Annotated in this window: 19 protein-coding genes and 1 pseudogene; 7 read left to right on the plus strand and 13 right to left on the minus strand. The window is 40.6% G+C overall.

Annotated features, from left to right (window positions below):
- Nucleotides 1-511: 511 nt before the first annotated feature.
- Together BM095_RS16725 and BM095_RS16730 are read left to right on the plus strand one after the other, a co-directional pair.
- Nucleotides 512-1,311 (plus strand): annotated as a pseudogene (locus tag BM095_RS16725) (sigma 54-interacting transcriptional regulator); the annotation flags it as partial.
- 93 nt (nucleotides 1,312-1,404) lie between these two features.
- On the plus strand, nucleotides 1,405-1,962 hold the full coding sequence (locus BM095_RS16730) for an AAA-type ATPase lid domain-containing protein (RefSeq protein ID WP_143083181.1): 558 nt from the start codon (nucleotides 1,405-1,407) through the stop codon (nucleotides 1,960-1,962).
- Nucleotides 1,963-2,211: 249 nt separating this feature from the next.
- On the opposite strand, the gene BM095_RS16735 is transcribed toward BM095_RS16730, so the two are convergent.
- The 12 genes from BM095_RS16735 to BM095_RS04720 all read right to left on the minus strand — a co-directional run bounded on the left by BM095_RS16735 (nucleotide 2,212) and on the right by BM095_RS04720 (nucleotide 15,008).
- Nucleotides 2,212-2,592 (minus strand): group II intron maturase-specific domain-containing protein, encoded by a 381-nt coding sequence (locus BM095_RS16735; protein ID WP_245757811.1) that lies wholly within the window; start codon nucleotides 2,590-2,592, stop codon nucleotides 2,212-2,214.
- On the minus strand, nucleotides 2,589-3,545 hold the full coding sequence (gene ltrA, locus BM095_RS04670; protein WP_245757812.1) for a group II intron reverse transcriptase/maturase: 957 nt from the start codon (nucleotides 3,543-3,545) through the stop codon (nucleotides 2,589-2,591). Before ltrA ends, BM095_RS16735 begins: the two co-directional genes overlap by 4 nt.
- A gap of 509 nt (nucleotides 3,546-4,054) precedes the next feature.
- On the minus strand, nucleotides 4,055-5,035 hold the full coding sequence (locus tag BM095_RS04675) for a siderophore ABC transporter substrate-binding protein (RefSeq protein WP_091658218.1): 981 nt from the start codon (nucleotides 5,033-5,035) through the stop codon (nucleotides 4,055-4,057).
- Nucleotides 5,036-5,303: 268 nt separating this feature from the next.
- Complete coding sequence (locus BM095_RS04680) at nucleotides 5,304-5,426, minus strand: SEC-C metal-binding domain-containing protein (RefSeq protein ID WP_091659754.1); 123 nt, start codon at nucleotides 5,424-5,426, stop codon at nucleotides 5,304-5,306.
- Nucleotides 5,427-5,839: 413 nt separating this feature from the next.
- Nucleotides 5,840-7,162 carry a TRAP transporter large permease gene (locus BM095_RS04685; RefSeq protein WP_218151605.1) on the minus strand — a complete coding sequence of 441 codons (1,323 nt, stop codon included), beginning with the start codon at nucleotides 7,160-7,162 and terminating at the stop codon, nucleotides 5,840-5,842.
- A 323-nt stretch (nucleotides 7,163-7,485) separates the two neighbouring features.
- Complete coding sequence (locus BM095_RS04690; RefSeq protein ID WP_091658220.1) at nucleotides 7,486-8,019, minus strand: TRAP transporter small permease; 534 nt, start codon at nucleotides 8,017-8,019, stop codon at nucleotides 7,486-7,488.
- Nucleotides 8,020-8,127: 108 nt separating this feature from the next.
- Nucleotides 8,128-9,135, minus strand: a complete 1,008-nt coding sequence (gene dctP, locus BM095_RS04695; protein WP_177194692.1) for a TRAP transporter substrate-binding protein DctP — start codon at nucleotides 9,133-9,135, stop codon at nucleotides 8,128-8,130.
- Between the two features lie 213 nt (nucleotides 9,136-9,348).
- Nucleotides 9,349-10,305 carry a branched-chain amino acid transaminase gene (locus tag BM095_RS04700; RefSeq protein WP_091658226.1) on the minus strand — a complete coding sequence of 319 codons (957 nt, stop codon included), beginning with the start codon at nucleotides 10,303-10,305 and terminating at the stop codon, nucleotides 9,349-9,351.
- Between the two features lie 14 nt (nucleotides 10,306-10,319).
- Nucleotides 10,320-11,492 (minus strand): M24 family metallopeptidase, encoded by a 1,173-nt coding sequence (locus tag BM095_RS04705; RefSeq protein ID WP_091658229.1) that lies wholly within the window; start codon nucleotides 11,490-11,492, stop codon nucleotides 10,320-10,322.
- Between the two features lie 13 nt (nucleotides 11,493-11,505).
- Nucleotides 11,506-12,708, minus strand: a complete 1,203-nt coding sequence (locus BM095_RS04710) for a metal-dependent hydrolase family protein (protein ID WP_177194693.1) — start codon at nucleotides 12,706-12,708, stop codon at nucleotides 11,506-11,508.
- Between the two features lie 301 nt (nucleotides 12,709-13,009).
- Nucleotides 13,010-14,479, minus strand: coding sequence for an aldehyde dehydrogenase (locus BM095_RS04715; RefSeq protein WP_091658234.1), 1,470 nt, complete (start codon nucleotides 14,477-14,479; stop codon nucleotides 13,010-13,012).
- A 313-nt stretch (nucleotides 14,480-14,792) separates the two neighbouring features.
- Complete coding sequence (locus tag BM095_RS04720) at nucleotides 14,793-15,008, minus strand: hypothetical protein (protein ID WP_091658237.1); 216 nt, start codon at nucleotides 15,006-15,008, stop codon at nucleotides 14,793-14,795.
- A 341-nt stretch (nucleotides 15,009-15,349) separates the two neighbouring features.
- On the opposite strand from BM095_RS04720, the gene BM095_RS04725 reads away from it, so the two are divergent.
- Nucleotides 15,350-16,246, plus strand: coding sequence for a chemotaxis protein (locus BM095_RS04725; protein ID WP_091658240.1), 897 nt, complete (start codon nucleotides 15,350-15,352; stop codon nucleotides 16,244-16,246).
- Nucleotides 16,247-16,327: 81 nt separating this feature from the next.
- Here BM095_RS04725 and BM095_RS04730 read toward each other — a convergent pair whose 3' ends face one another.
- A complete protein-coding gene (locus BM095_RS04730; RefSeq protein ID WP_091658242.1) occupies nucleotides 16,328-18,139 on the minus strand; it encodes a sigma-54-dependent Fis family transcriptional regulator in 1,812 nt (603 codons plus the stop codon).
- A gap of 237 nt (nucleotides 18,140-18,376) precedes the next feature.
- Here BM095_RS04730 and BM095_RS04735 point away from each other — a divergent pair, with 237 nt between their 5' ends.
- From BM095_RS04735 to BM095_RS04750, 4 genes are read left to right on the plus strand one after another with little or no spacing between them, the layout of a single operon-like run.
- Nucleotides 18,377-19,576 carry an iron-containing alcohol dehydrogenase gene (locus BM095_RS04735; RefSeq protein ID WP_091658253.1) on the plus strand — a complete coding sequence of 400 codons (1,200 nt, stop codon included), beginning with the start codon at nucleotides 18,377-18,379 and terminating at the stop codon, nucleotides 19,574-19,576.
- A gap of 11 nt (nucleotides 19,577-19,587) precedes the next feature.
- Entirely contained in the window at nucleotides 19,588-20,934 is a 1,347-nt protein-coding gene (locus BM095_RS04740) for a GntP family permease (RefSeq protein WP_091658255.1), read from the plus strand.
- 30 nt (nucleotides 20,935-20,964) lie between these two features.
- A complete protein-coding gene (locus tag BM095_RS04745; protein WP_091658256.1) occupies nucleotides 20,965-21,861 on the plus strand; it encodes an NAD(P)-dependent oxidoreductase in 897 nt (298 codons plus the stop codon).
- 45 nt (nucleotides 21,862-21,906) lie between these two features.
- On the plus strand, nucleotides 21,907-23,385 hold the full coding sequence (locus BM095_RS04750; protein WP_091658258.1) for an aldehyde dehydrogenase family protein: 1,479 nt from the start codon (nucleotides 21,907-21,909) through the stop codon (nucleotides 23,383-23,385).
- The last annotated feature ends 79 nt before the right edge of the window (nucleotides 23,386-23,464 follow it).

Below are 23,464 nucleotides of genomic sequence, written 5' to 3' on the forward strand. Positions count from 1 at the left end.
TATTTGTTTAAGAGGTATTAGTATACAAAACTGCATGATAAATCTCATCGTGATCAAAAAAGTTGAGAACAAACGTTCCATAACTGTTAATAGGTATGCTAATATGGGTGTAAGACAGGTGAAATTTTTGGAAAAGGTATTTTTTAATATTACCATTCCAAGAATGCGATTAATTGTTTTAGTTGGAGTGATATAGATGAAAAAAATAATGATAACTTGTGAGCATTGTGAAAACCCAAAACAATCAAAGCTGATAATAAACTTATAGATGAAATTTCTAACGCAACGCTCATTTTATGTCAAAACACCAAATGTCAACAAGCATACCCTTTAAAAAAAGAAAAGGGATTTATTAGAAATGTTCAATTTTTTGGTGATTTTTGGAGTTTTGATAAAAAAGCAACGGTGGAAGAAATGCAAGGGGTTTGGAGAGCTAACCAAATTTTGCACAAAGACTTAAAAGAAAAAAGGCAGAGGTAATTCATATGCGATTGCCCCGCTTTTTCGGAAAGTGTTGTATGCAAATGACTCTACGGAATACTGGTTTGATATGAAAAGAGAAGAAATTATCGGAAGTTCTGTGTTCGACTTGGAAAAAAAAGGAGTGTTTGTGCCTTCCATTACTCGAAAAGTGCTTGAGACAGAAAAGAAACAAACTTTAATTCAAACAACGCGGAATGGTAAAAAACTTCTCGTGACGGGAAATATTATTTATGATGATCATGACCAAATTAAATATATTGCTTGCTATTCTCAAGACGTTACCGAATTAGAGGAACTAAAAGCATATGTAAAAAAAGTAGAAGGCGAGCTGAATAGCATAAAGAAAGAATTAGTAGAGCTGCAACTGAAGAAAACAACCCCGTCTTCTATCATTGCGAAGAGTGAGAAAATGAAAAATGTGTTGCGAACGATTGATAAAGTAGCCGAAACAGACGCAACTGTATTGTTAACTGGAGAATCAGGGGTCGGAAAAACAATACTTGCCGAGCATATACACAAAACGAGTAAACGAGAAGGGAAGTTTGTCTCCATCAATTGTGGCAGCATTCCCGAATCACTTTTAGAATCTGAGCTCTTTGGATATACACCCGGCGCATTTACTGAAGCTAATCCAAAAGGAAAAAAAGGCCTTGTCGAAGAAGCGCATGATGGTACTCTCTTCTTAGATGAAATCGGAGAAATGCCTTTTAGCTTGCAGTCAAAACTGCTAACTCTTATACAAGAAAAGAAATTTTATCGTATTGGCGAAACGGAAGCGAAGACAGTCAATTTCCGACTATCACGGCAACAAATAGAGATTTAGAAAAACGGATTAATGAAAATTTATTTAGAGAAGATCTGTATTTCAGACTATCTGTTATTCATATCCCGATTCCTTCTTTAAAAGAACGTCAAGAAGATTTGTTAGCGTTAATTATGGAGTTAACAAACACATTTATTAAACGCTATAAAACACAAAAAGAATTCTCACATGAAACCATTGATTGTCTCCTCCAGTATCATTGGCCTGGTAATGTCCGTGAATTATCAAACATTATGGAAAGACTTATTTTAACTGTCGACGACCAAACAATTTTGCCTGAACATTTACCAGAACAAATCGACTCCAATTATTTATCAGTTTCGTTACATGCCTTAGGTCGAAAACCTCTACCGGAGATTATGAAAGAGACAGAAATGAGGGTGCTCGGAGAGGCTTTGGAACGTTGTAATAGTACCACCGCCATGGCTAAGTATCTTGGCGTTACCCAGCCAACGGTCGTAAGAAAGTTACAAAAATATAAATCAGTGTTTGGTGAAACCCCGACTCGTTATTCACGAGAGAAGTGTAATCACTTCTCTCCAACATTCATGGATCACTCATACGACATGTTCCCATCGCATTCCATGATTTCTTTGCTCTATAAAACTTTCATGCGACATATTTTTCTTGCATTCTATCAGATGCTTGTCGTATGAACGGCAAAACACTGTCTATACAGCAGGATTTCAGCTCTCAACTTTGATTTCTTGTCTCATGAAGCGTTCATACGACATGTACCCATCGCGTCCCTCGATTTCTTTGCTCTATGAACCTTTCATGCGACGTATGTCATTCTTTCAAATTCTAGCTTCAGCAACCGTTGATAATAATCGAGTAGGAGGCTAATCATTATTTGATTAGCCGACCTCTCACACCACCGTGCGTACGGTTCCGTACACGGCGGTTCAATCTTTTGAGTATCGAGACTCATAAAGTTGGAACATGTCTTTTAATCCCCACTTTGTGAGTCTTTCTTTTGTTATTGCGATATGCAGGACTTCACTTCGTGATATTCGCCAATATCCCTTCCGGGAATTTGCATATTTCATGGCGTTGTCGTGATTGATTCCATATTTTCGAAGCATCCTGTATTTTGTTTTAACCTTTTTCCACCTTTTCCAGATGAGTTGTCGCAGTCGATGGTGTAACCATTGCTGGATTTTGATGATGAAATACTTCATTCTAGAAACCCCGTAGTAGTTAATCCATCCAACTGTTACCTGATTGATTTCTTTGATTATCTGTCTGAATGTTCCCGGACGTTTCCGACTGGTCAGTTTCCTCAAGTTAAGTTTGAATCGCTGTTTTGCCGGCTTGCTTGGCCGGCACCCGACTTTCCCATGTGATTTTGTATGTTGAATCCAAGGAATATAGCTGAAGTTGCCCCACAGACTTTACTTTTCTTTTGATTTATAATGAGTCTAAGGTCTTTCTCGATGAACTTTGTGACGCTTTGCATCACTCGCTCACCGGCCCTCGAACTCTTTACGTATATAACGAAGTCATCGGCATACCTAATGAAACGATGTCCTCTTTGTTCAAGTTCTCTATCTAATTTATTTAGATAGACGTTTGCCAATATTGGAGAGAGGGGTCCCCCTTGCGGGGCACCTTCTGTCGTCTCAATATAGATATCTTTGTCAAGGATTCCTGATCGAAGGAATTTCCAGATCAGTTTAAGGACAGTTTTATCCAGGATGAACTCCTCCAGATACGCTCTAACTCTTTGATGGTGGATTGTATCGAAGTAACTTTTCAGGTCGCAATCCACCGCGACCTTGTAACCATCCTCGTAATATTGTTCCGCAAGCTTAATTGCCTGATGGGCATTTCTGCCTTTACGGAATCCGAAGCTCTTCTGAGAAAAGTGTGGGTCTATGATGGGTTCGATTACTTGAAGTATAGCTTGTTGTACTACTCTATCCAGTACACATGGAATGCCCAGGTAACGTTTCGCGCCATCAGGTTTGGGGATGGCAACTCTTTTGACTGGCTGAGGCTGATAGGTTCCCTCTTTTAATTTCTTTTTAAGTGGCTGATAGTATGTTTCCATATGTCTTTTCAGTTGATATACGGTAATACCATCGATTCCCGGGGCGCCCTTATTCTTTCTTACTTTCTTATAGGCGCTCCAAAGGTTTTTACCTGCAATAACTTTGTCAATCAGTTCGATACCGTCTTGTTCTTTCATGTCCATGTCGGCATCCCTGCGCGCTCCTGTGTACCCTTTGGTTTCCAACCTATCTCTCCACAGGCAGCCATCTTTTGGTCAGTACCGCGATGTTTTCTGCGCTTAGGCGGCGATGCCTACACCTCCTTGTTTTCCAAGATTTAAGATTGTTCAGCCCTTCGTTTCCATTCAGAAACTACTATGGCCTCTGCTGACTCCTCACGATAAATCTTATTTCAACCGGGGGTTACCCGTCCGTGAGGCCTCCCCGGGTAAGAGCTATAACCTTCATCCCATGTAACTGCTGTATTTACTGTATGGAACTCGGGCAGTATCGGACTTCGTTTTGTTTAGCAAACTCGTCCATTCCAATTCAGCCTTGTATACAGTTTCTGTCCGTCAGTTCGGGAATTTGCCTCCGGCTTCCTTCAGATTCCACCTCGCGATGGACATCCTTGCCTTTGGCTAACAGTTCCCACTGCCAAGCCTGTAGTGGACTTTCACCACCAAGTTATAGCCCATGCCGGGCGCACTAAAAAAGCTGCCCTGGCTATTCATTAGCCTAGGCAGCTTCCCTTCTATCCTTCTATGACACTTTCTACTTCTTTTACCATTTCGGATACGGATACGAAGCCGCCGCCGGAGAGGTACCAGAAGTCAGGGTTAAGATAAATAATACGGTCATTTTGGTACGCTTTTGTTTTTTCGGTGAGTTCATTTTCAACAACTTGCTGAGCGGAGGATTGACCGCCTACTACCGCCCCGCGATCTATAACAAACAAGTAATCCGGGTCCTGTTCTGCAATATATTCGAAGGATACGCTTTGTCCGTGTGTCGATGCTTCGATATTTTCATCCGATTCCGGGAACCCAAATTCATCGTGGATGATGCCAAAGCGGGAGCCGGAACCATAAGCGCTGACTTTACCATCATTGGCAAGAACGATAAGAGCTTCTTCGTCTTTCGCAGATACTTTTTCATTTAATGCTTCTACATCTGCTTTCACTTCTGCTAGGTGCTCTTCAGCTTCTGCTTCTTTTTCAAAAATTTTAGCGAGAGTTGTGACGTTTTCTTCAAAAGAATTCATGTAGTCCTGAGTATCCACTTCCAAGAAAACGGTTGGAGCAATTTTACTGAATTCTTCATAGGCATCTTGCTGACGTCCAGAAATAATGATGAGATCCGGTGCCATATTGGCGATTTTTTCAAAGTCTGGTTCTTTTAAGCCACCCACGTTTTCATAGTCGGAGCTTTCATATTCTTCTAAGTATGAAGGAATGTTTGCTTGAGGTACTCCGGCCACGTCCACTCCCAATGTGTCTAGTGTATCGAGACTGCCAAAGTCAAAAACGACAACTTCCTCAGGATTAGCCTCTACGGTTGTTTCTCCAAGTTGATGTTCTATAACGATTTCTTCAGCAGCTTCGTTGTTTCCCCCTTCACTGCCGTTGCTGCTTCCGGAAGCTTCTGTGGATCCCTCTTCCTCTCCACCAGCGCCACACGCCGAAACCGTTAAAGCCATCAATAACATCCCTGCCACATTACGAAATTTCTTCATCAATCCTTCTCCTTTCTCCTTTACCTTTATTTATTATGTACTTATTAAACAATAATGAGATTCATTATCATTGATAACTATTCTCATCATAGCATGGCATTTTTATATGTCAATAACTTTTCACAAATTAATGAGATTATCTACACTCTCGATTAATATCCCACCTTCTGTACATTCTCCCCATCCATAGAATCGACTGCTCCAAAAGCTGCCTCGGAAGTCGAAACGAACAGGACGAGGCTGCCCCATACATAGAGACAGCCCCGTTTCATATGCCCTTGTTAGCTCCGCAGCATTTTTTATATTTCTTCCCACTCCCGCAAAAGCAAGGATCATTACGTTCCCGTTTTTCTAACTTGACGACAGGGCGATTTTCCGCGCTTGCATCCATTCGCTCATGGAAATAGTATTCGCGTTCTAACGCGTTTTTTTCCAAAGTGACAGGTAAGGATGGCTTTCACCAATGACCGGGAAGAAACTATATGCCGCTTCCTCCATATCTGTCATCACTGAAAAAGGACTGTAAAGGGTCGTATTTAAGATCTGACAGCCCCTTTGTCTCATTTTTGTACCACACTTAATCATATCCCCCTAATTAGAAATTAGAGTTTCTTATATAACTATGTTATTGGCTAACTTTTCTTTCAAAAAATCTAAACGATGTCCATACCGGTAAAAAGCCTATCGAAATAGCCCAGGCAATAATACCGGTCCTCTTGATAAAGTTAAGTTGGGGAACTCTCGTAAAAGAGCTGTACCATTCTGTCTGTGAGAGAAATTTTTCTTAATTAGCTTATATCCTTACTATTCAGAGCTTCTAACCATGTCTGGCAACCAAGTCGTTATTTCTGGTACTAAAATAATTAAAAAGACTAGTAGTAAATTAATAATTATAAATGGAAACGCTGCTGCATAAATTTGCTTCATCGATACTCCTTTTTTTACCACTGATTTCATAACAAACAAATTAACTCCGAATGGAGGAGAGATTGTTCCTATCTCAATAGCAATAAGCATCAACACTCCAAACCATAGTAGATTAAAGCCTAGTATTTCTACAATGGGTACAAATATTGGAAGTGTTATCATCATAATGGTGATAGATTCCATAAACGTTCCGAATGCGATAACCAAGAGCAACATTAACAGTACAATGATCATCGGACTTAAAGGTGCCTCTGATACCATGCTTGTCAAATGACGAGTAGCACCAGTGTAGGAAAGAGTTTGACTAAAAGCGGCAGATCCAGCAACGATGATTAAAATCATACCTGTTATTTTTAGGGTACCAATGATCGATTCTTTGACCACCTTGTAATTAAAAGATTTATAACACAACGCTAAAATCACACTACCAAATACCCCCATAGCTGCAGACTCTGTAGGTGTCGCAACGCCTAAAAAAATTAGCCCTATTACCAAAAATATAATAAAACTCAATGGTAAAATGTATTTAATTGTATCTATGGCTTTCTCAGAAAAAGGAATAGCCTGTACTTCATAAGTAGGTGCAATACTTGGATTCATTTTCGCTCTGATTATTATATAAACAGACATTAAAATAGCCATTAAAACGCCAGGCAGAATAATGGAAATCATAAAATCTCCTATAGAGATTTGACCAATAGATGCTAATAAAACTCCAAGAGCACTTGGAGGTATCATGACTGCCAGCCCACCGCTTCCTAATATAGGTCCAATGGACATAGGATTCTTATAACCTTTATTTTCCATTTCAGGTAACAGAGTTGATCCTAAGATAGCTATACTCCCCATACTGGAACCTGTTAAGGTTGAAAGTAAACTTCCCCCTCCTACTGACATCATACTTAATCTTCCAGGTAGTTTCCCAAACCACTTGTCTATCGTATTTATTAGTTTTGAGGCTATCCCACCATGAAACATAATTTCACCCATCAGAATGAAAAAAGGGATAGGTGCTAAAGAGAAAGATGTTAATGAATCTTGAATACTTTGAATTAATAAAAATAATCCTCTTTCTCCTCCCCATAAAAATATTGCTGCCATAATATTAATAAACATAAACGCGAAGGCAATTGGAAGCTTTATAAGCATTAACAGTAGTAAGCCTATCAATATTAACAATAATAATTGGATCCACCCCAACGTAACCCCTCCCTGCAATAAAAGTTACCTTGCTGTTTTCTGTCTCTACTCAATATTTCTCAATATTTTCATCTTGGTATCACAAACTTCCCAACCTGTCATCAACTAAATATCACTGCAGCGAAAAGTAAATTTGTCTAAGAGGAGAACCATTGTAATTACAGTCCATATATGTTCCTAATTATGCTTGTTTTTCAATCCTACTTCAGTGCTCAATCACTCGTTAGGATGATAAATCTTGTGGCACACACATCTCCCGTATATCATGACAAAAACCGGTCCACCTTCTTCAAACCTAGGTTGCTGACGCATTTTCTATTTATTCATGCAGAGTAATCTTGATCAGCATTATTCACATCCGCTTTGACATTTTTCTTCGCACCTGATGTTCCCCTGTATAATTTCCTGATATATTCAAGCATTAACACACCGGCTCCTATTGGAATAGCTAATACAACATATACTTGTGGTATTTTTAGAACCGAGTAACTATGGACACCTTGTGTGTAAAAATCAATAGTTGTTAACAATCCGTACCACGTGATGATGGCACAAACAAAAACACCAATTAAATTTACAAGTATATTTAAAAGAGTATTTAACTTTTCTGGTAAACCCTCAATCAAATCAAGAGTGATATGACCATTATTTCGCAACAGCCAACCCGCTACTAAAAATGGTAAATATAAAAGAATATATTCATTGATTTCAATCACCCAAACAAAAGAGGTGTTGGCTAGATATCGGGAGAAAACTTCTAGAACTATTGTTAAAACAGATAAAACTAGCAAAATTGATCCAATGACTAACATAATGTTTTCGACCATATCTAGCATTTTTGATAGTTTTCTTAACATCTCTCACTCCCCCGCATGATCGCAATATGAAAGAAAAGCCTGAAAGTCCCCAATAGTATCGTCTTTAACGAAAATATATTTTGGGGACCTTTCATCTACTCTATTATTCTATTGGTTAAATATCTCTTTTACTTCTTTCACTGCATCTGGCATGCTTTCCTCTAATTCACTCCATTTTGCCTCATACACAATTTCTTGAAATTCTCTACTTTCTTCTTCACTTAAAGTAGTCAACTCTACCCCAGCCTCTTTAACCGCTTTCATCTCCTTATTAATTTCTTCATCGAAATAATCAACCATATCCTTCTCAAACTCTGCCGTGATATCGATCAGTTTCTCTTTTGACCCTTCAGGCAAAGTTGACAGGGCATCCGGGTTAATATAGATACCAGCTTGTTGATTAAAGAACGGTTCATTAATAAGGTAACTTGTAACTTCTGTCCAGCCATCTTCTCTAGGTCCTAATAACGGAAAACCAAACCCATCTACCATTCCTCTTTCTAAAGAAGTATATATTTCACTTGGTACAACGGCGACGGGGTTTGCACCTAAAGCTTCGAGTGACCTATGATATACTGGATTGGATCGGATCGATAACCCTTGGAAGTCTTCCAACGTTTTTACTTCGTCATTACTCCAAAAATAGAATGGAAATGTGCTTAACCATCTACCTAGATAAACAACTCCAGCATCTTCGTATACCCCTGACAAGTAATTAAAAAATTCGTTTTCTCTTTCTTCTGAAGGTGTAAAAGGAGACAAAGACGCAAATTCTGCCTCGGGAACTTCATTTCCGAAATAAGCAGCAACATTAAACCCAACGTCAGCAATACCAGTTTGAACGGCACTAAATTGTTCTGGAACCGGTATCGTTTCGTCGCTTCCAATCCAATCTATTGTAATGTTTTCCATCTCTGACTCCACCTTATCTATCCACATTGGGACAACGTCTCTTGTATATGCATGATTTGATGGAAATACGCTTACTAATTTTAATGTGTGGGTGCCGTCCTCATTATTTTTACCAGCAGCTTCGTCTGCTCCTTGATTGCTTCCACAGCCCGTTACTCCTATCAATAAACACAAGAATAAGATTAAATGTCTGGATTTTTTCATCCGCTCACTTCTCCTTTTATTTTTTTCCCTGAGTGCGGGTGAGTTTTGCGAGGAAGCTTTTATCATTAAAGGAGTATTTAGTTTTTATTCTGGTACATGGAAGTAGATTTCCCAAATACTAAAAAAGTCAGCTTCTTCATTTGCACAGTAGATCGCCAGTTTCGGAAAACAAGTGAATATACAGTTTTCTCGGTTTATTATCCTGGATGCCAATCATGTAACGGGTTTAACATTAATAACAGAGTCCAACCATTTCAAATATTTCGAATTTTTTCCTCTGACTATATTTGAGAACTCTGAAATTAAATGTTTCGTAATTGGTCCCGGTTCCCCACTACCAATTTTTCTAGCATCTACTTCTCTAACAGGTTTAATTTCCGCAGCACTTCCTGTAAGGAAAACCTCATTTGCACTGTAAATTTCTCCTCTAGCTATGCTTCTTATCTCTACCGTATAACCTAATTCTTTTGCTAACTCAATGATTGACTTTCTGGTGATGCCAGGTAATATGGATGAATCTAATCCTGGAGTAGCAATTACACCATCTTTCACAACGAAGATATTTTCTGTACACGCTTCAGCTACATTCCCTACTCCGTCTAACATGATTGCTTCATCAAAACCTTTGTCTTTTGCGTCAACTCTAGCTAACATAGAACCTATATACAATCCGGTTGCTTTTGCAGCGGAAGGAACCATTTGAGAATGGACTCTAATCCACGGTGAAAAACAACAACGTACTCCTTTACTCTTAGCCGCTGAACCAAGGTAATCTTCCCATGGCCATGTTGCTATTACTACATCTACAGGGCAATCAAGCGGATCTACTCCCAAAGAATGATAACCGAAAAATGCTAACGGTCTAATATAACAGGCTTCTAAATCATTTTCTATAATAGTGTTGTTAATTGCTTCAATCAGTTCTTCATCACTATAAGGTATTGTCATTCTTAATTGTTTAGCGGAATCTCTCCATCTTTCGATATGTTCTTTGACTCGGAACGTTCTCGGACCGTAAATCGTGTTGTAACAACGAAGTCCTTCAAAAACACCTGATCCATAGGCAACGCCATGAGATAATACATGAATATTGGCTTCTTCCCATTTTACCAACTTACCATTAAACCATATTTTTTCTACATCAGGAAACCACTTCTTTACTTTTTCCATATTTATCGCTCCTTCTATTCATTATCGAGGACGAAAATCTCTTGCGGAGCATTCGTCAATTTTTCTGCACCATTTTTATTTATTAAAATTGTTTCGCTAATTGCTACACTAATTTCAAAATCCGTAATAAAAGGTATGATATGGAAAACCATATTTTCTTGCAGTTCCATATCTACTCCTTTTTTTATACTCATTCCATCCATCCATTTAGTGAATCCAATGCCAACAGAGTAGCCAATTCGATTATGAAAATATTGATTCATATTTTTGCTAGATAAATATTCCTTACAAATTCGGTCGATATCTTCCACTTTCATACCTGGTTGAATGGAATCTATTATCGTATTGATTACTCCTCTGCTTGTTTCTTCAAACCTTTTCGCTTGGTTCGATGGTTCCCCTATACTTAATGTTCTCATAATAGGTGCATGATACCTGTAAGTACATCCACTGAATTCCAGGAAGACGACATCTCCCTTTGATGTTTTATAATTCTCCCAAGTAGGATGACCATATGTCGACCTTTTCCCTACTCCTATAAATGGAGGGGTAGCAGGAAATTCACTGCCTGATGAAATTAAGTCATTCATTATTCTCTGTGCGATATCATTTTCTGTTGGATATACGTTGGAAATTTCTTTGATTTGGTTCATCACTTTACTTGTTATATCTGCCGCCTGGCGAATATAGGTGACTTCCCGACTTGATTTTATTAGTCTACATTTAATAGTTATGTTTGTCCCATCCACTATTTCCACGTCGTTAGGTAGTTTATCTTTTAGTGCTAGAAACTGATTAGCGTTTATAAACCATGAATGAAACGATAGTGCTATTCTTTTGTTGACTACCCCTCGTTGTGTCAGCACTTCAATTGTTCGGTCCATCGGATCTTCTTCATCACTAAATGTCACCATATTTTCAATCCATGTTTGATATTTAAAATTTGTAGATTCTAACTTTCTTGTAACTAAAATTGGTTCATAATCTAGAGATATAATCAATACCTGCCAATCAAGGAAGGTAAACCCCCAAGACCGATAACCTAGTAAATAATTCAAGTCTACTGGATCATTTACTAGCAGATAATCTACACCTTCAGAGGCCATTTCTTTTTTCAGTTTTTTTAATCTATTCTGATACTCAACCAATTCAAAGGGTAAATCCTTATGAATTATTTCACTTACCATGAAATCATCTCCTTTATTGAAGGGTAGAATAAACGATGTCGCCTTCCTTTATGACCAATTTGATGTTTTTTATTGCATCCATGTTTTCAAGTGGATTTCCTTCTACTGCTATTATGTCTGCTATTTTATTTTCAGAAATAGAACCTACCCTGTCTTCTAATTGAAGTAATTCTGCTCCCTTAATGGTAGCAGCACGTAAAATATCAATCTTTGAAACTCCACTTTCCTCCATTAATCTCATCTCCATGTGAATATTTCCGTGAGGATTATATGGAGTTCCCGCGTCAGTACCTGTAGCAAATTTCACACCTGCTTGTCTACTGTTAATAAAACTTTTCATGTTATCATCGTGTGCCTGGTTAGCTTTTTGAACGGTTGTACTGTCCATCTTTGAGTTATTACTATTTTCCACAACGCGATGGTAGGCTGTTAACGTCGGGATATGAAATATGCCCTTTTCTTTCATTAAATCAATGCCATCGTTTGTCAAATAACTACCATGTTCTATGGAATCTACACCAGCTCTGATAGCATTCATGATGCCCGTAGTACCTATGGCATGAGCGGCCACAGTTATTCCTCTTTTCCTAGCTTCTTCAACGACAGCAGAAATTTCCTCATAATTTAATTCAGGAGCTCCTATTTCTGTCCCTGGAGATAAAACGCCTCCCGTGGCAATCACTTTTAATGCTTTGGCACCTGCTTTTATCTCTTCTCGAGCAGCTTGCCTAAGATTTTCAACTCCATCCACCTCTCGACCCAAAAATCTTCCATGCCCCCCTGTCATTAATAAAGCTCTCCCTGTTGAAACAATTCTTGGTCCTTTTATTTTTTTCGATTCAATCGCTTTAGAAACTTCTATGGCAGCTGAATTGCTGCATCCACAATCACGAATAGTCGTTACACCGCCAGATAACGTTTTGTTAGAATTATCCATAACATTAATAGTAGTTTCTATATCCGATTGATTTAGTAAGTTTGGGTTCGCTTCCCCAGACAAGCACAGGTGAACGTGGACATTAATTAAGCCTGGGACAACGGTTAGTCCTTTCAAGTCAATTACTTTTGCAGACTTCTCAGTCCATTCTATATCTGTTGTATGACCTAGCCATGCTATTTTTCCATCACGTACTACTATAGCTCCGCTTGTAATATGGTTTTCTTTATTTACGTCAACAATAAAGCAATTTTTAAGAATAATCTTATTTTTCTCCACCCTGAACACTCCAACATTTATTTGTTTTATTAGTCCGCCATCCTGATGGTCATTATTGCTATTTAAAAAATAAGCATTTATTACATTTTTCTTACTTATATTTTATATTAATGAGGCATTGTAAACTGTTAACTGCTTAACATAAATTCTATTATTTTAAATTTTTTAAAAATAAATACCTAAAAGGAGCAAAACTAGGTAAGAAAATAATATTATCATGAAATGAACAAGAAAAATATTTCAAAGAGAGATCTTAACTTAGAAATAATTTTTAGCTAAGGGAGAATTGAAATGGTTATATTCACAATTTCATCGTTACCGTTTTAGCTTCTGTATAAAAATCAAAACTGTGGCGTCCTCCCTCACGACCGATACCACTCGCTTTCGATCCACCAAACGGCGTTCGTAAGTCCCGGATGTACCAGCAATTGACCCACAATAAACCTGCTTCTACCGCAGAAGAAACTCTTCTCGCTCTTCTCATATCATTGGTCCACACGACTCCGGCGAGTCCATAAATCGAGTCATTAGCAATACGGATCGCGTCTTCTTCTGTCTTAAAAGGAATGATAACGATAACCGGGCCAAAAATTTCTTCCTGAGCTACCCGCATTTTATTATCAATGTCATATAAAACAGTCGGCTCATAAAAGTTACCTTTATCAAGTCCTGCCACACGTTGTCCTCCGTGCGCCAATTTAGCGCCTTCCGCAATACCGATTTTCACATATTCATCTACCGTTTCCATGTGCCCTTTTGAAACAAGGGCTCCCATATCTGTCTGTTCATCCGTCGGTTCGCCTACTTTAATGTTCTTTGCGGCATTAGTGAACTTTTCTAGAAACTCATCGTACACACTTTCTTGGACAAGCAGTCGTGATCCTGCCAAACATATTTCACCTTGATTTCGATAAATGGCTTCAATGGATCCGGAAACCGCTTCATCTAAATCAGCATCTTCGAAAACGATATTCGCAGATTTCCCTCCGAGTTCCAGTGAAACAGGGGTTAAGTTCTCTGACGCATTTCTCATGACCGTTTTCCCCGTGTTGCTTTCACCGACAAATGAAATACGCTGCACATACGGGTTTGTGCACATTTCTGTACCAACCGTGCTTCCCGGTCCCGTAATAATATTTAATACACCAGGCGGTAACCCTGCTTCGTTAGCAATTTCACCTAATTTCACAGCGCTTAAAGGTGTGTAGGATGCCGGTTTTACGACAATGGTATTTCCTGCCGCCAATGCAGCAGAGGCTTTCCAAGTCAATTGCATGAAGGGTAAATTCCAAGGAATGATTAAACTTGTCACACCAGCTGGCCCGTATTCGGCATATGACATAACATTGTGTTTTTGGTAGTTTTCCTGAACCACGTATTTCGCCATTTCTGCGAAAAAGCGGAAGTTCTGTGCAGCACGTGGAATATCAAAGCCTCGGCTTTCGGTAATTGGCTTCCCCACATCAAGGGTTTCTAGGTAAGCAAGCTCATCCACCCGTTCCAGTATTAAGTCGGACATTCTACAAAGGATGTCCGACCTTTCTTCAACAGGCATGTTACTCCAGATTCCGCTTTCAAAAGTACGTTGGGCTGCTTCAATGGCACGCTTTGCGTCATGTTCATTACCTTTAGCTACCGATGCGAGCTTTATATTGGTTGCAGGATCAATCGTATCGAAGGTATCACCTGATAAAGCATCAACGTATGCGCCGTCAATAAAAAGTTTAGCATCAGAAACTTTTACTTTTTCATTTAGTAATTCTTTCTTCACAATATTACTCCTCCTGACAATAATAATGAACATTATGAATGTTCTTAAATTGAATGTTCTTAAATTTTTATAGATAGAATTATATTATGAAGATGTTTTAAAATCCAGTGTTTAATTGCATAATGTGGGATAAAAACCTACACGATTGTTAAAGTTGATGGGATTATTGATAAATTATGCCGAAAAGAACGTACTAAGTGAGGCATAAGAAAATACCAAAAAACGCTAAAAATCTCTACTTTGGGGAGCCGGCAGGAGGCAGGAATCCTCTCTTCCTATTTATATGGTGTATTTTCTTCCATTTCGATATCTTCTATTTGCTGTTCCATGTCACTAGCATTTTTTTCGTGTCTGCTGGGATTTTGATGGCACCGGCTTCGTCATAATCAGAAAAGTTCCTTGGGATAATTGGAACATGGTCATTGTCTGGCCTTCTTGTACTATTGTCATCAGTGGTCGCACCAAGTGATTCTTCTTCCTGCTCCGCTTCTTCCCCGACCATCGTATCTTCTGTTTTCTTTTCCGTCATCTCTTCACTTGTCTCTGAAGCCGTTTTCCCGGAAGCAGTTACTCACAATGTAACCCCCAACGCAGCTGCTACCCTTTTCATTTTTCCATACCCTTCTCTCCTCTACTTTCCCTTTTTCAAGAATATTTATAGTGAATGACAAACGTGCAGAAAACAAGAGTAGAACAAGGGACTTTTCTCCCTTGCTTTCTAATTCGAAAGTCTGACGTGGATGTTAATCAAACGTTTGATTTTCCTAGAGTATTTGGTAAGCAACGACACCTCCTGTCTAAAACTTACCGGAAACAATCCGATATACCTAGTAACTGATCTGTTTCGAGAACGTGAGGGGGAAAATAACGATGAACCAAAGCAATATTTTATTAGAAAGTGGGACGAACGAGTTAGAAATTATTTTGTTTGACGTGGATGGACGAAAGTTTGGGATCAACGTGCTTAAGGTGAGGGAAATTATTCAACCGTCTGTGGTGACAGAAACGCCAAATCCTCATCCGTATGTGGAAGGTATCATTAATTTGAGAGATGAAATTATTCCTGTTGTCGATCTGACGGAGGTATTACACTGTCAGCCATCAGCCAACCCGGAACAAGATAAGTTTATTGTCGTCGAATTAAATAACCGAAAAGCAGCGTTTCATGTTCATGATGTGAGCCGAATTTACCGCTTAACCTGGGGTCAAATTGAAAAGCCGGTGTACTTTGATGAATGGGAAAACACGTATACCATTGGAGTAGTAAAGTTGGAAAACGAGATGGCTTTACTGTTAGATTATGAAAAAATCGTAATGGAAACGTCCTCTACTTCTCCTCACTCTCAGATGGGTCCTCCGGCAGGAGAAAAGAAAGAAGAGCGGGCAGACAAACAAATTTTGATCGCAGAAGACTCCCCTGTTCTACAAGGCATGCTAAAAGATACATTAGAAGGTGCAGGTTACTCCACCGTTGTTTTTCAAGACGGAAAAGAAGCGTGGGAGTACCTCAACCGTGTCTCCGAAGACGAGGCTTTAGCCTATCCGGACCTTATCATTACCGATATCGAAATGCCGCAGATGGATGGCCACCACTTAACAAAACATGTTAAAAACCATCCTGACCTTCATCAGCTGCCCGTCATCATTTTTTCTTCATTAATCACGCATGATTTGTATCATAAAGGAGAAAAAGTAGGAGCGGATGCCCAAATCAGTAAGCCGGATATTATACATGTCTTAGACAAAGTCGACGGGTTTGTTATTTAAATATGAAAACAGACATAAGAAAAAGACGCTCAAAAGGTAGAAAATGATACTCTTTTGGGCGCCTCTTTTTTAAGATACCAGTTATTCCACTGCCAATTTCCTCATTTTCTTATACAACGTAGAACGATGAATTCCTAAATGCTTGGCGGCTGCCGTTTTATTTCCATTTACTTGCTGAAGGGTCGTAACTATAAGTTCTCTCTCCCGCTCCATATCCTCTAGTTGATATTTCTTTATAAGACCCTGTTCCTCCTCTTCCGATTGGACATTGGGCTCGCTTTCCCTTTCTTCTGCTGGTGGTGATTCATAACACGCTCTTATATAAGGGGGCAAGTCCTCCCATGTGATTCGCTGTTTTTCCGACAAAATGACGAGACGCTCGAGCAAATTAGTGAGCTCTCGAATATTTCCCGGCCAGTGATAACGCATAAAGGCAATCACTGCCTGTTGATCCATTTCCACCCGCTCCAACCCATGTTTCTCACACGCTCTTTCAATAAGATGAGAAACTAAAATAGGTATATCTATTTTCCTCTCTCTTAATGGCGGGATGTTTAAAGGTAAAATGTTCAACCGGTAATATAAATCTTCTCGAAATTTCCCTTCTTCTATTAATTGTTCGAGTGGTTGGTTTGTCGCTGCGATAATGCGGGCATTGACTTTTTGTTCTTTTGTCCCCCCAACCCTTTCAAACGTTTGCTCTTGCAGCACACGCAGCAGCTTTGCTTGTAAATGTATGGATACATCCCCTATTTCATCTAAAAATAAAGTGCCTTCGTGAGCAAGTTCAAATTTACCAGGTTTTCCTCCCTGCCTCGCTCCTGTAAAAGCACCGGCCTCATAGCCAAACAATTCAGACTCAATAAGCTCTTCAGGAATCGCGGCACAGTTCACAGAAATAAGGGGACCGTCTTTCACCGGGCTTGACCGATGGATCGCCTTTACAAACAACTCTTTCCCTACGCCACTCTCCCCTGTGATAAGAACCGTTCCCGTCGTTTTCGCCATTCGTAACGCTTGTTTTTTGGCATGGGATATTTCCGGACTGGAGCCGATGATTTTATCAATTGTGATCACATCGTCTTTTGAAGACTTTGGTATCCCTAAGGCAACACGATCGTTTTCATTTTTTTCCCGGAAGCGTTGCACTTTTTCGTACGTTCGGAACAGTTCGGATACCCCTTCAAAAATTAACATTCCCACCGCGCCAATGATTTCGTCTCCTCTCCAAATAGGAAGACGATGGGCAATGACGGGAACACCACGCAACGTATGAGGTTGGTTTCTTTCCGGGATCCCTGTCTCTAATACAACGGGTAAACGAGTATTTTCAATAACCTCAGTGCAATGTTTTCCGATAGCTTCTTCCCTGCTCATGGCCACATACCTGGCGTATGAATCATTGAACAGACGAATGATGCCATGTTGATCGACGACAGTCACCCCTTCATACGCCGTTTCAAAACTTGATTTATACCACTCCATCATTTGTTCTAACGTTTGGATCTGCTGCATCATTTCAAACCCATGTCTAGCTATGTCGGATGCATCTATTTTCCCTAGCAGACGACCGTTATGATCGAGTGCCAATGTTATGATTTCTTTTCTGAAAGTGAGACGTGATAATGGATCATCTTCATAGCAAAAAGAAAAATCATGATTGGCGATACTTCCGAGCGGTTGTTTTCGATCAACACCTTGCAATATTGATTCAATGAGGTCGGCAAAAGAAATGACGCCCTCTACGTAATTATCTTTATCTACGATGACAATATGGGAGGATTTTTGACGAGAAATGAGCTGAACTGCCTCTTGAATCGTTTGATGAGTCCTCAGTGTCACTACTTTTTTATTCACCCATTCTCTGACAATCTGATTGTCTAAGCTCACCATGATCTTTTGTCCCTCCTTCTCTTTTTAACTGTCTCCATTTATAAACAAAAGTGTAGATGGTAAAAAACAACACTGGATATTTTCGTCTCTTTTATTATACACTGAATGTGACAAAAAAAGAATAATTATTTGATAAAAGCGCCATTTCAAACTTGGCATGATTATTGCAATATTATTTGGCATACGGATTCATCTACTTTTAACATGCTTTGAAATAGAAAGAGGAGGAATAACATCATGATTCATGGACTTCGAATCCCTGGTGCCGTCTATTACGGCGAGGACAGTTTCATTCAATTAAAAGAGGAAGCAACAAAACTAGGATCAAAACCTCTATTAATTAGTGATCAGCCGATGAAAGATCTCGGTTACGTTGACAAAGTGGTCGAGCTTTTATCAAGCGAAGACATCGACTGTGTCACGTACTTGGGTGTTGATTCTGAAACGAAAGACACGCATGTTTCTGAAGCGTTAGAGATTCTTCAGAAAAATGATTGCGATTTCATTATCGGTCTTGGCGGCGGTAGTTGTATGGATGCCGCGAAAGCAACGGCTGTACAGGCTACAAATGATAACGCTTTAATGGATTATGTTGGTAATAAAAAGTCAATCGAGAATGCTCCACTCCCTGTGGTAGCTATCCCTACAACGGCTGGAACAGGGTCCGAAGTGACAGACGCATTTGTGGTGACCAACACGAAAGAAGATATAAAAATGATGATTAAACAACCCGTCATCACACCGGAAGTTGCGATTGTAGATCCTATTCTTACGTCAACATCCCCTGCAAAATTGACAGTAGCGACAGGGATTGACGCGCTGTGCCACAGTTTGGAAGCGTACATTTCGAAAAAGTCGCACCCGTTGACTGACGTGCTTGCGCTTGATTCGATTCGTCTCATTACTGGCAGTATTAAAGACGCCTACCAAAACGGAGAAAATATGGAGGCACGAAAAGACATGGCACGCGCATCCATGCAGGCCGGTATTGCTTTTTCCAACTCATCGGTGTGCCTGGTTCACGGAATGTCCCGCCCCATTGGAGCTCTTTTCCATGTACCGCATGGAATCTCGAACGCTATGCTCCTCGCTGTCGTCCTGGAATTTACGAAAAATCATTGCGTCGAAGAGCTTGCGCACATCGGACGTGCCATTTTAGATGACGTGGATGAGTTGTCTGATCAAGAAACAGCTGATAAGACAATCTCCTTCATTAAAGAACTATGCCGAGATTTAGATATCCCTAACTTACAATCATGGGGCATTTCTGCTCAAGAGTTTGAACAGTCCCTTGAAAAAATGGCAGAAGATGCACTAGCGAGTGGAAGCCCTGGCAACAACCCGATCGTCCCGACAAAAGAAGAAATTATGGAGTTGTACCGCATTGCTTACAGCTATGACTATGAAGCGGTTGATGGTACAGCCAAAAAGGTGTAGGAGGTAAAACGATGCTACTAAGTTATATTGGATTAATCGTCGGTCTCGGGCTACTTATTTTCTTCACGATGCGGGGCATGAACATCATTATCGCTGCTATTATCTGTTCCGTTGTGGTAGCGTTAACAAGTGGGTTAAATTTGATGGAAGCGATGACAGGTCCTTACATGGCAAGCTTCACCAACTTCTTTGCTTCTTGGTTCTTAATATTTTTACTCGGTGCCATTTTTGGTAAAGTAATGGAAGATACGAAAGCAGCGAATTCGATCGCTCATTTCGTCAAAGACAAGTTTGGTGCACAGCGCGCCATATTCGCGGTCGTTGCCGCTTGCGGTATTATGACATATGGAGGAGTCAGCGTATTTATCGTTGGTTTCACTGTATATCCCATCGCTGTAGCTTTGTTTAAGAGTGCTGATTTACCGCACCGTTTTATTCCTGCGTGTCTCGTATTCGGTGGTATTTCCTTTACGATGACCGCACCAGGTTCACCGGAAATTCAAAATCTTATTCCAACAGAACATTTTGGCACTACGCCAACTGCCGGCGGTATCATCGGTGTGATTGCTGCTTTTGTCATTATGATAGCTGGCGGCTGGGCACTCGGTAAGATGGCAATGAAAGCAAAAAAGCGCGGAGAAACTTTCTCACCACCGAATGCGCTGGTGAGCACATCATCAAATGAAGTCGCTAGTACACTTGAACAGGCAGACGCAGAGGATACAAGCAAACTACCTAACCCGATCATTGCTATGATCCCTTTGGCTCTCGTCATTATCTTATTAAATGTTATTTCTAACGTCTTTCCGATCACAACAGAAAACGCGGTAATGATTGCTTTATTCATAGGTATTATTGCCGGTTGGACGTTAATGAACAAACACGCCGCAAACTACGGAAAAGCGTTGACCAAAGGCACAGACAACGCCTTAGTAGCGATTACGAATACATGCGCGGTAGTAGGATTCGGCGGCGTGGCAGCGGAAGTCCCATCTTTTCAAAATATGGTAGATGTATTAACAAGCCTTCCAGGTCTCGAATATGCAGGACTCGCGTTAGCCGTTACGATTATCGCAGGTGTGTCCGGGTCAGCATCAGGCGGTCTCGGGATTGCACTTCCTATCCTTGCCCCTATTTATCAAACGCAAGGTCTTGATCCTGGCGCGATGCACCGTATTTCCGCTCTGGCTTCCGGTGGTCTCGACTCGCTTCCGCATAACGGATACGTCGTCACAACTGTACGGGCCATTTGTGGAGAAACACATGCACGTGCGTATAAGCCGATTATTGTAGTAAGTATCATCGTTCCAACGATCGTATTAATCCTGGCTGTCGCAGCCTACACGATCTTCTATTAATACCTATCACTTCATGAGGAGGAAATAATTATGAGCAACAAGACTATAGGTTTTATTGGTTTAGGAAACATGGGAGCGCCCATGGCAGAAAATTTATTAAAAAATGGTTACACGGTCTATGGGTATGATATCAATGAAGAAGCGTTGAACACATTTGCCGATAAAGGCGGAAACAGCTGTCCAACAGTCAAACAAGCGGTAGAAAACGCAGATGTACTGTTTGTCAGCCTTCCGTCACCTCCGATCGTACGCGATGTGTATCTAGGAGAAGACGGTATTCTCGCTCATGCACCAAAAAACTTACTCATCGCAGATACAAGTACCGTCTCTTCTGAGCTGAACCGGGAACTGGGAGAAGCCTGCAAAGAGAAAAACGTCCGCTACTTAGGAGCACCTGTCAGCGGCGGAGTTATCGGTGCTGTGAATGCGACACTTACATTCATGGTAGGAGGCCCTAAACAAGATTATGAAGAAGTCCGTCCAGTTCTCGACGTGCTCGGTGGTAACCTCTTCTATCTCGGAGAAGGGTATGACAGCGGCACTGTCATTAAGTTAATCAACAACTTAATGATCGGCTTCTATACAGAAGCGGTCGGCGAAGCCCTTACATTAGGAGAGAACATGGGTCTTGATAGACAGACAATGTACGACATTTTAAATGTCAGCTACGGACAAAGTAAAATCTATGACCGAAACTATAAAGAATACATGGCCAATGAAGATTACGAGCCTGGCTTCTCTACGAATCTTTTATTAAAAGATTTAAAATTAGCCCAGCAAATGGCTGAAGAATCAGGAACCCAACTCCCTATCGGAGATAAACTAGTTGACTGGTATTCCACAGTGGCGGATAATGGGTATGGACATAACGATATGTCCGCCGTTTACTTGTACTTGCAGAAGCTTGGACAAAAGCAAAAACAATAATCAAAAGGTGAACAAATATATTACATTTATGGAGGGACAAATATTATGACTCAAACTTCTAATATCACAACATATTACAACTTGATTGGCGGCGAAGAAACAGCATCTAGTGCAAACGAAACGATCGTAGTAGAAAATCCGGCGAAAAAATCTGAGAAACTAGGTATCTTCCAAAAATCTACCCAAGAAGATTTAGAAAAAGCAGTAGAGGCTGCTAAAAAAGCACTCCCAGATTGGAAAGAAACACCGGCTCCGGCTCGCGGAGAATATATTCAAAAAGCAGCACGCTACATTGAAGAACGAGCTGAAGAATACAAAGAACTTCTCGTTCGTGAAGTAGGGAAATCTTACAAGGATGCGGACGCAGAGGTTGTACGTACGATTCGTGCGATGCGTTTTCTAAGCGGAGAAGCAGAGCGCATGACAGGTGAAACAATCCCATCCTGGATTCCAGGTGTCCGCGCATATACGAAACGCGAACCGCTCGGAGTGGTAGGCGTCATTACTCCTTGGAACGTACCACTTGCCATCGCGGCTTGGAAAATTGCTACTGCGATCGCTACTGGTAACACGGTTGTCTTCAAGCCATCCAGTCAGACACCATTAATCAGCTATCGTTTGATCGAAGCATATCGTGAAGTAAGCCTTCCAGATGGCGTGGTTAACTTCATCACTGGTTCTGGTTCTGTCGTCGGGAACGGTATCGCGAGCCACAAAGATATTAAAGCTGTTTCCTTTACTGGCTCTAACCCTGTCGGCAGCCACATCAACAAGCTTGTGGCTGAACGCGGCGGCCGCTTCCAAGCTGAAATGGGAGGAAAAAACCCATTTGTCGTTCTAGAGGACGCTGACCTAGACCTTGCGACAAGCAACGTTATCGATGGCGGCTTTGGAGAAAGCGGACAGCGTTGTACAGCAACGAGCCGTGTGATTCTTGTCAAAGATATCGCCGAAACCTTCATTGAACAGCTGCTTGAAAAAGTTAAGAACGTTAAAGTAGGCAACCCAATGGAAGATGGAACAACCATGGGACCTGTAGTCGACGAAGGCGCCATGAAATCAATCCTCGAATACATTGAAATTGGTAAAAAAGAAGGCGCGGAACTTCTTGCCGGCGGACATCAACTGGAAGATGGCGAACATAGCGACGGTTACTTTATCGCTCCTACTGTCTTCCGCAACGTGACACCAGACATGACGATCGCACAAGAAGAAATCTTCGGTCCCGTGATCAGCATCATGATCGCAGAAGACTACGATCAAGCGCTAGAGTGGGCAAACGACATTGATTACGGTCTTTCTTCTACGATCTACACGAACGACATGGAACGAGCAACACACTTCATGGATCACGTCGAAGCAGGATTAACGCACGTGAACATGATGACCATGTGGAGTGAGCCACACCTTCCATTCGGAGGAATCAAAGACACAGGTATCGGCGGATACAGAGAACAAGGAAGCACCGGTATCAACTTCTTCACCGAATGGAAAACAGCATACGTGAAGCCTCATAATAAATAAGTATCAAAACAACCCCCTGTCATCAGCGTGACAGGGGGTTATTTGCTATATTCACTTCATTGAAGTCAGAGATATAACG

This window comes from Alteribacillus iranensis, assembly GCF_900113025.1.
GTDB lineage: Bacteria > Bacillota > Bacilli > Bacillales > Marinococcaceae > Alteribacillus_A > Alteribacillus_A iranensis.

What these genes read in the sequence shown, in the direction of transcription:
- BM095_RS04675 (WP_091658218.1), bottom strand. Translation starts at nt 5,035, where the DNA reads ATGAAGAAATTTCGTAATGTGGCAGGGATGTTATTGATGGCTTTAACG.
- BM095_RS04680 (WP_091659754.1), bottom strand. Translation starts at nt 5,426, where the DNA reads ATGGATGCAAGCGCGGAAAATCGCCCTGTCGTCAAGTTAGAAAAACGG.
- BM095_RS04690 (WP_091658220.1), bottom strand. Translation starts at nt 8,019, where the DNA reads ATGTTAAGAAAACTATCAAAAATGCTAGATATGGTCGAAAACATTATG.
- dctP (WP_177194692.1), bottom strand. Translation starts at nt 9,135, where the DNA reads ATGAAAAAATCCAGACATTTAATCTTATTCTTGTGTTTATTGATAGGA.
- BM095_RS04700 (WP_091658226.1), bottom strand. Translation starts at nt 10,305, where the DNA reads ATGGAAAAAGTAAAGAAGTGGTTTCCTGATGTAGAAAAAATATGGTTT.
- BM095_RS04705 (WP_091658229.1), bottom strand. Translation starts at nt 11,492, where the DNA reads ATGGTAAGTGAAATAATTCATAAGGATTTACCCTTTGAATTGGTTGAG.
- BM095_RS04720 (WP_091658237.1), bottom strand. Translation starts at nt 15,008, where the DNA reads ATGACGGAAAAGAAAACAGAAGATACGATGGTCGGGGAAGAAGCGGAG.
- BM095_RS04725 (WP_091658240.1), top strand. Translation starts at nt 15,350, where the DNA reads ATGAACCAAAGCAATATTTTATTAGAAAGTGGGACGAACGAGTTAGAA.
- BM095_RS04730 (WP_091658242.1), bottom strand. Translation starts at nt 18,139, where the DNA reads ATGGTGAGCTTAGACAATCAGATTGTCAGAGAATGGGTGAATAAAAAA.
- BM095_RS04735 (WP_091658253.1), top strand. Translation starts at nt 18,377, where the DNA reads ATGATTCATGGACTTCGAATCCCTGGTGCCGTCTATTACGGCGAGGAC.
- BM095_RS04740 (WP_091658255.1), top strand. Translation starts at nt 19,588, where the DNA reads ATGCTACTAAGTTATATTGGATTAATCGTCGGTCTCGGGCTACTTATT.
- BM095_RS04745 (WP_091658256.1), top strand. Translation starts at nt 20,965, where the DNA reads ATGAGCAACAAGACTATAGGTTTTATTGGTTTAGGAAACATGGGAGCG.
- BM095_RS04750 (WP_091658258.1), top strand. Translation starts at nt 21,907, where the DNA reads ATGACTCAAACTTCTAATATCACAACATATTACAACTTGATTGGCGGC.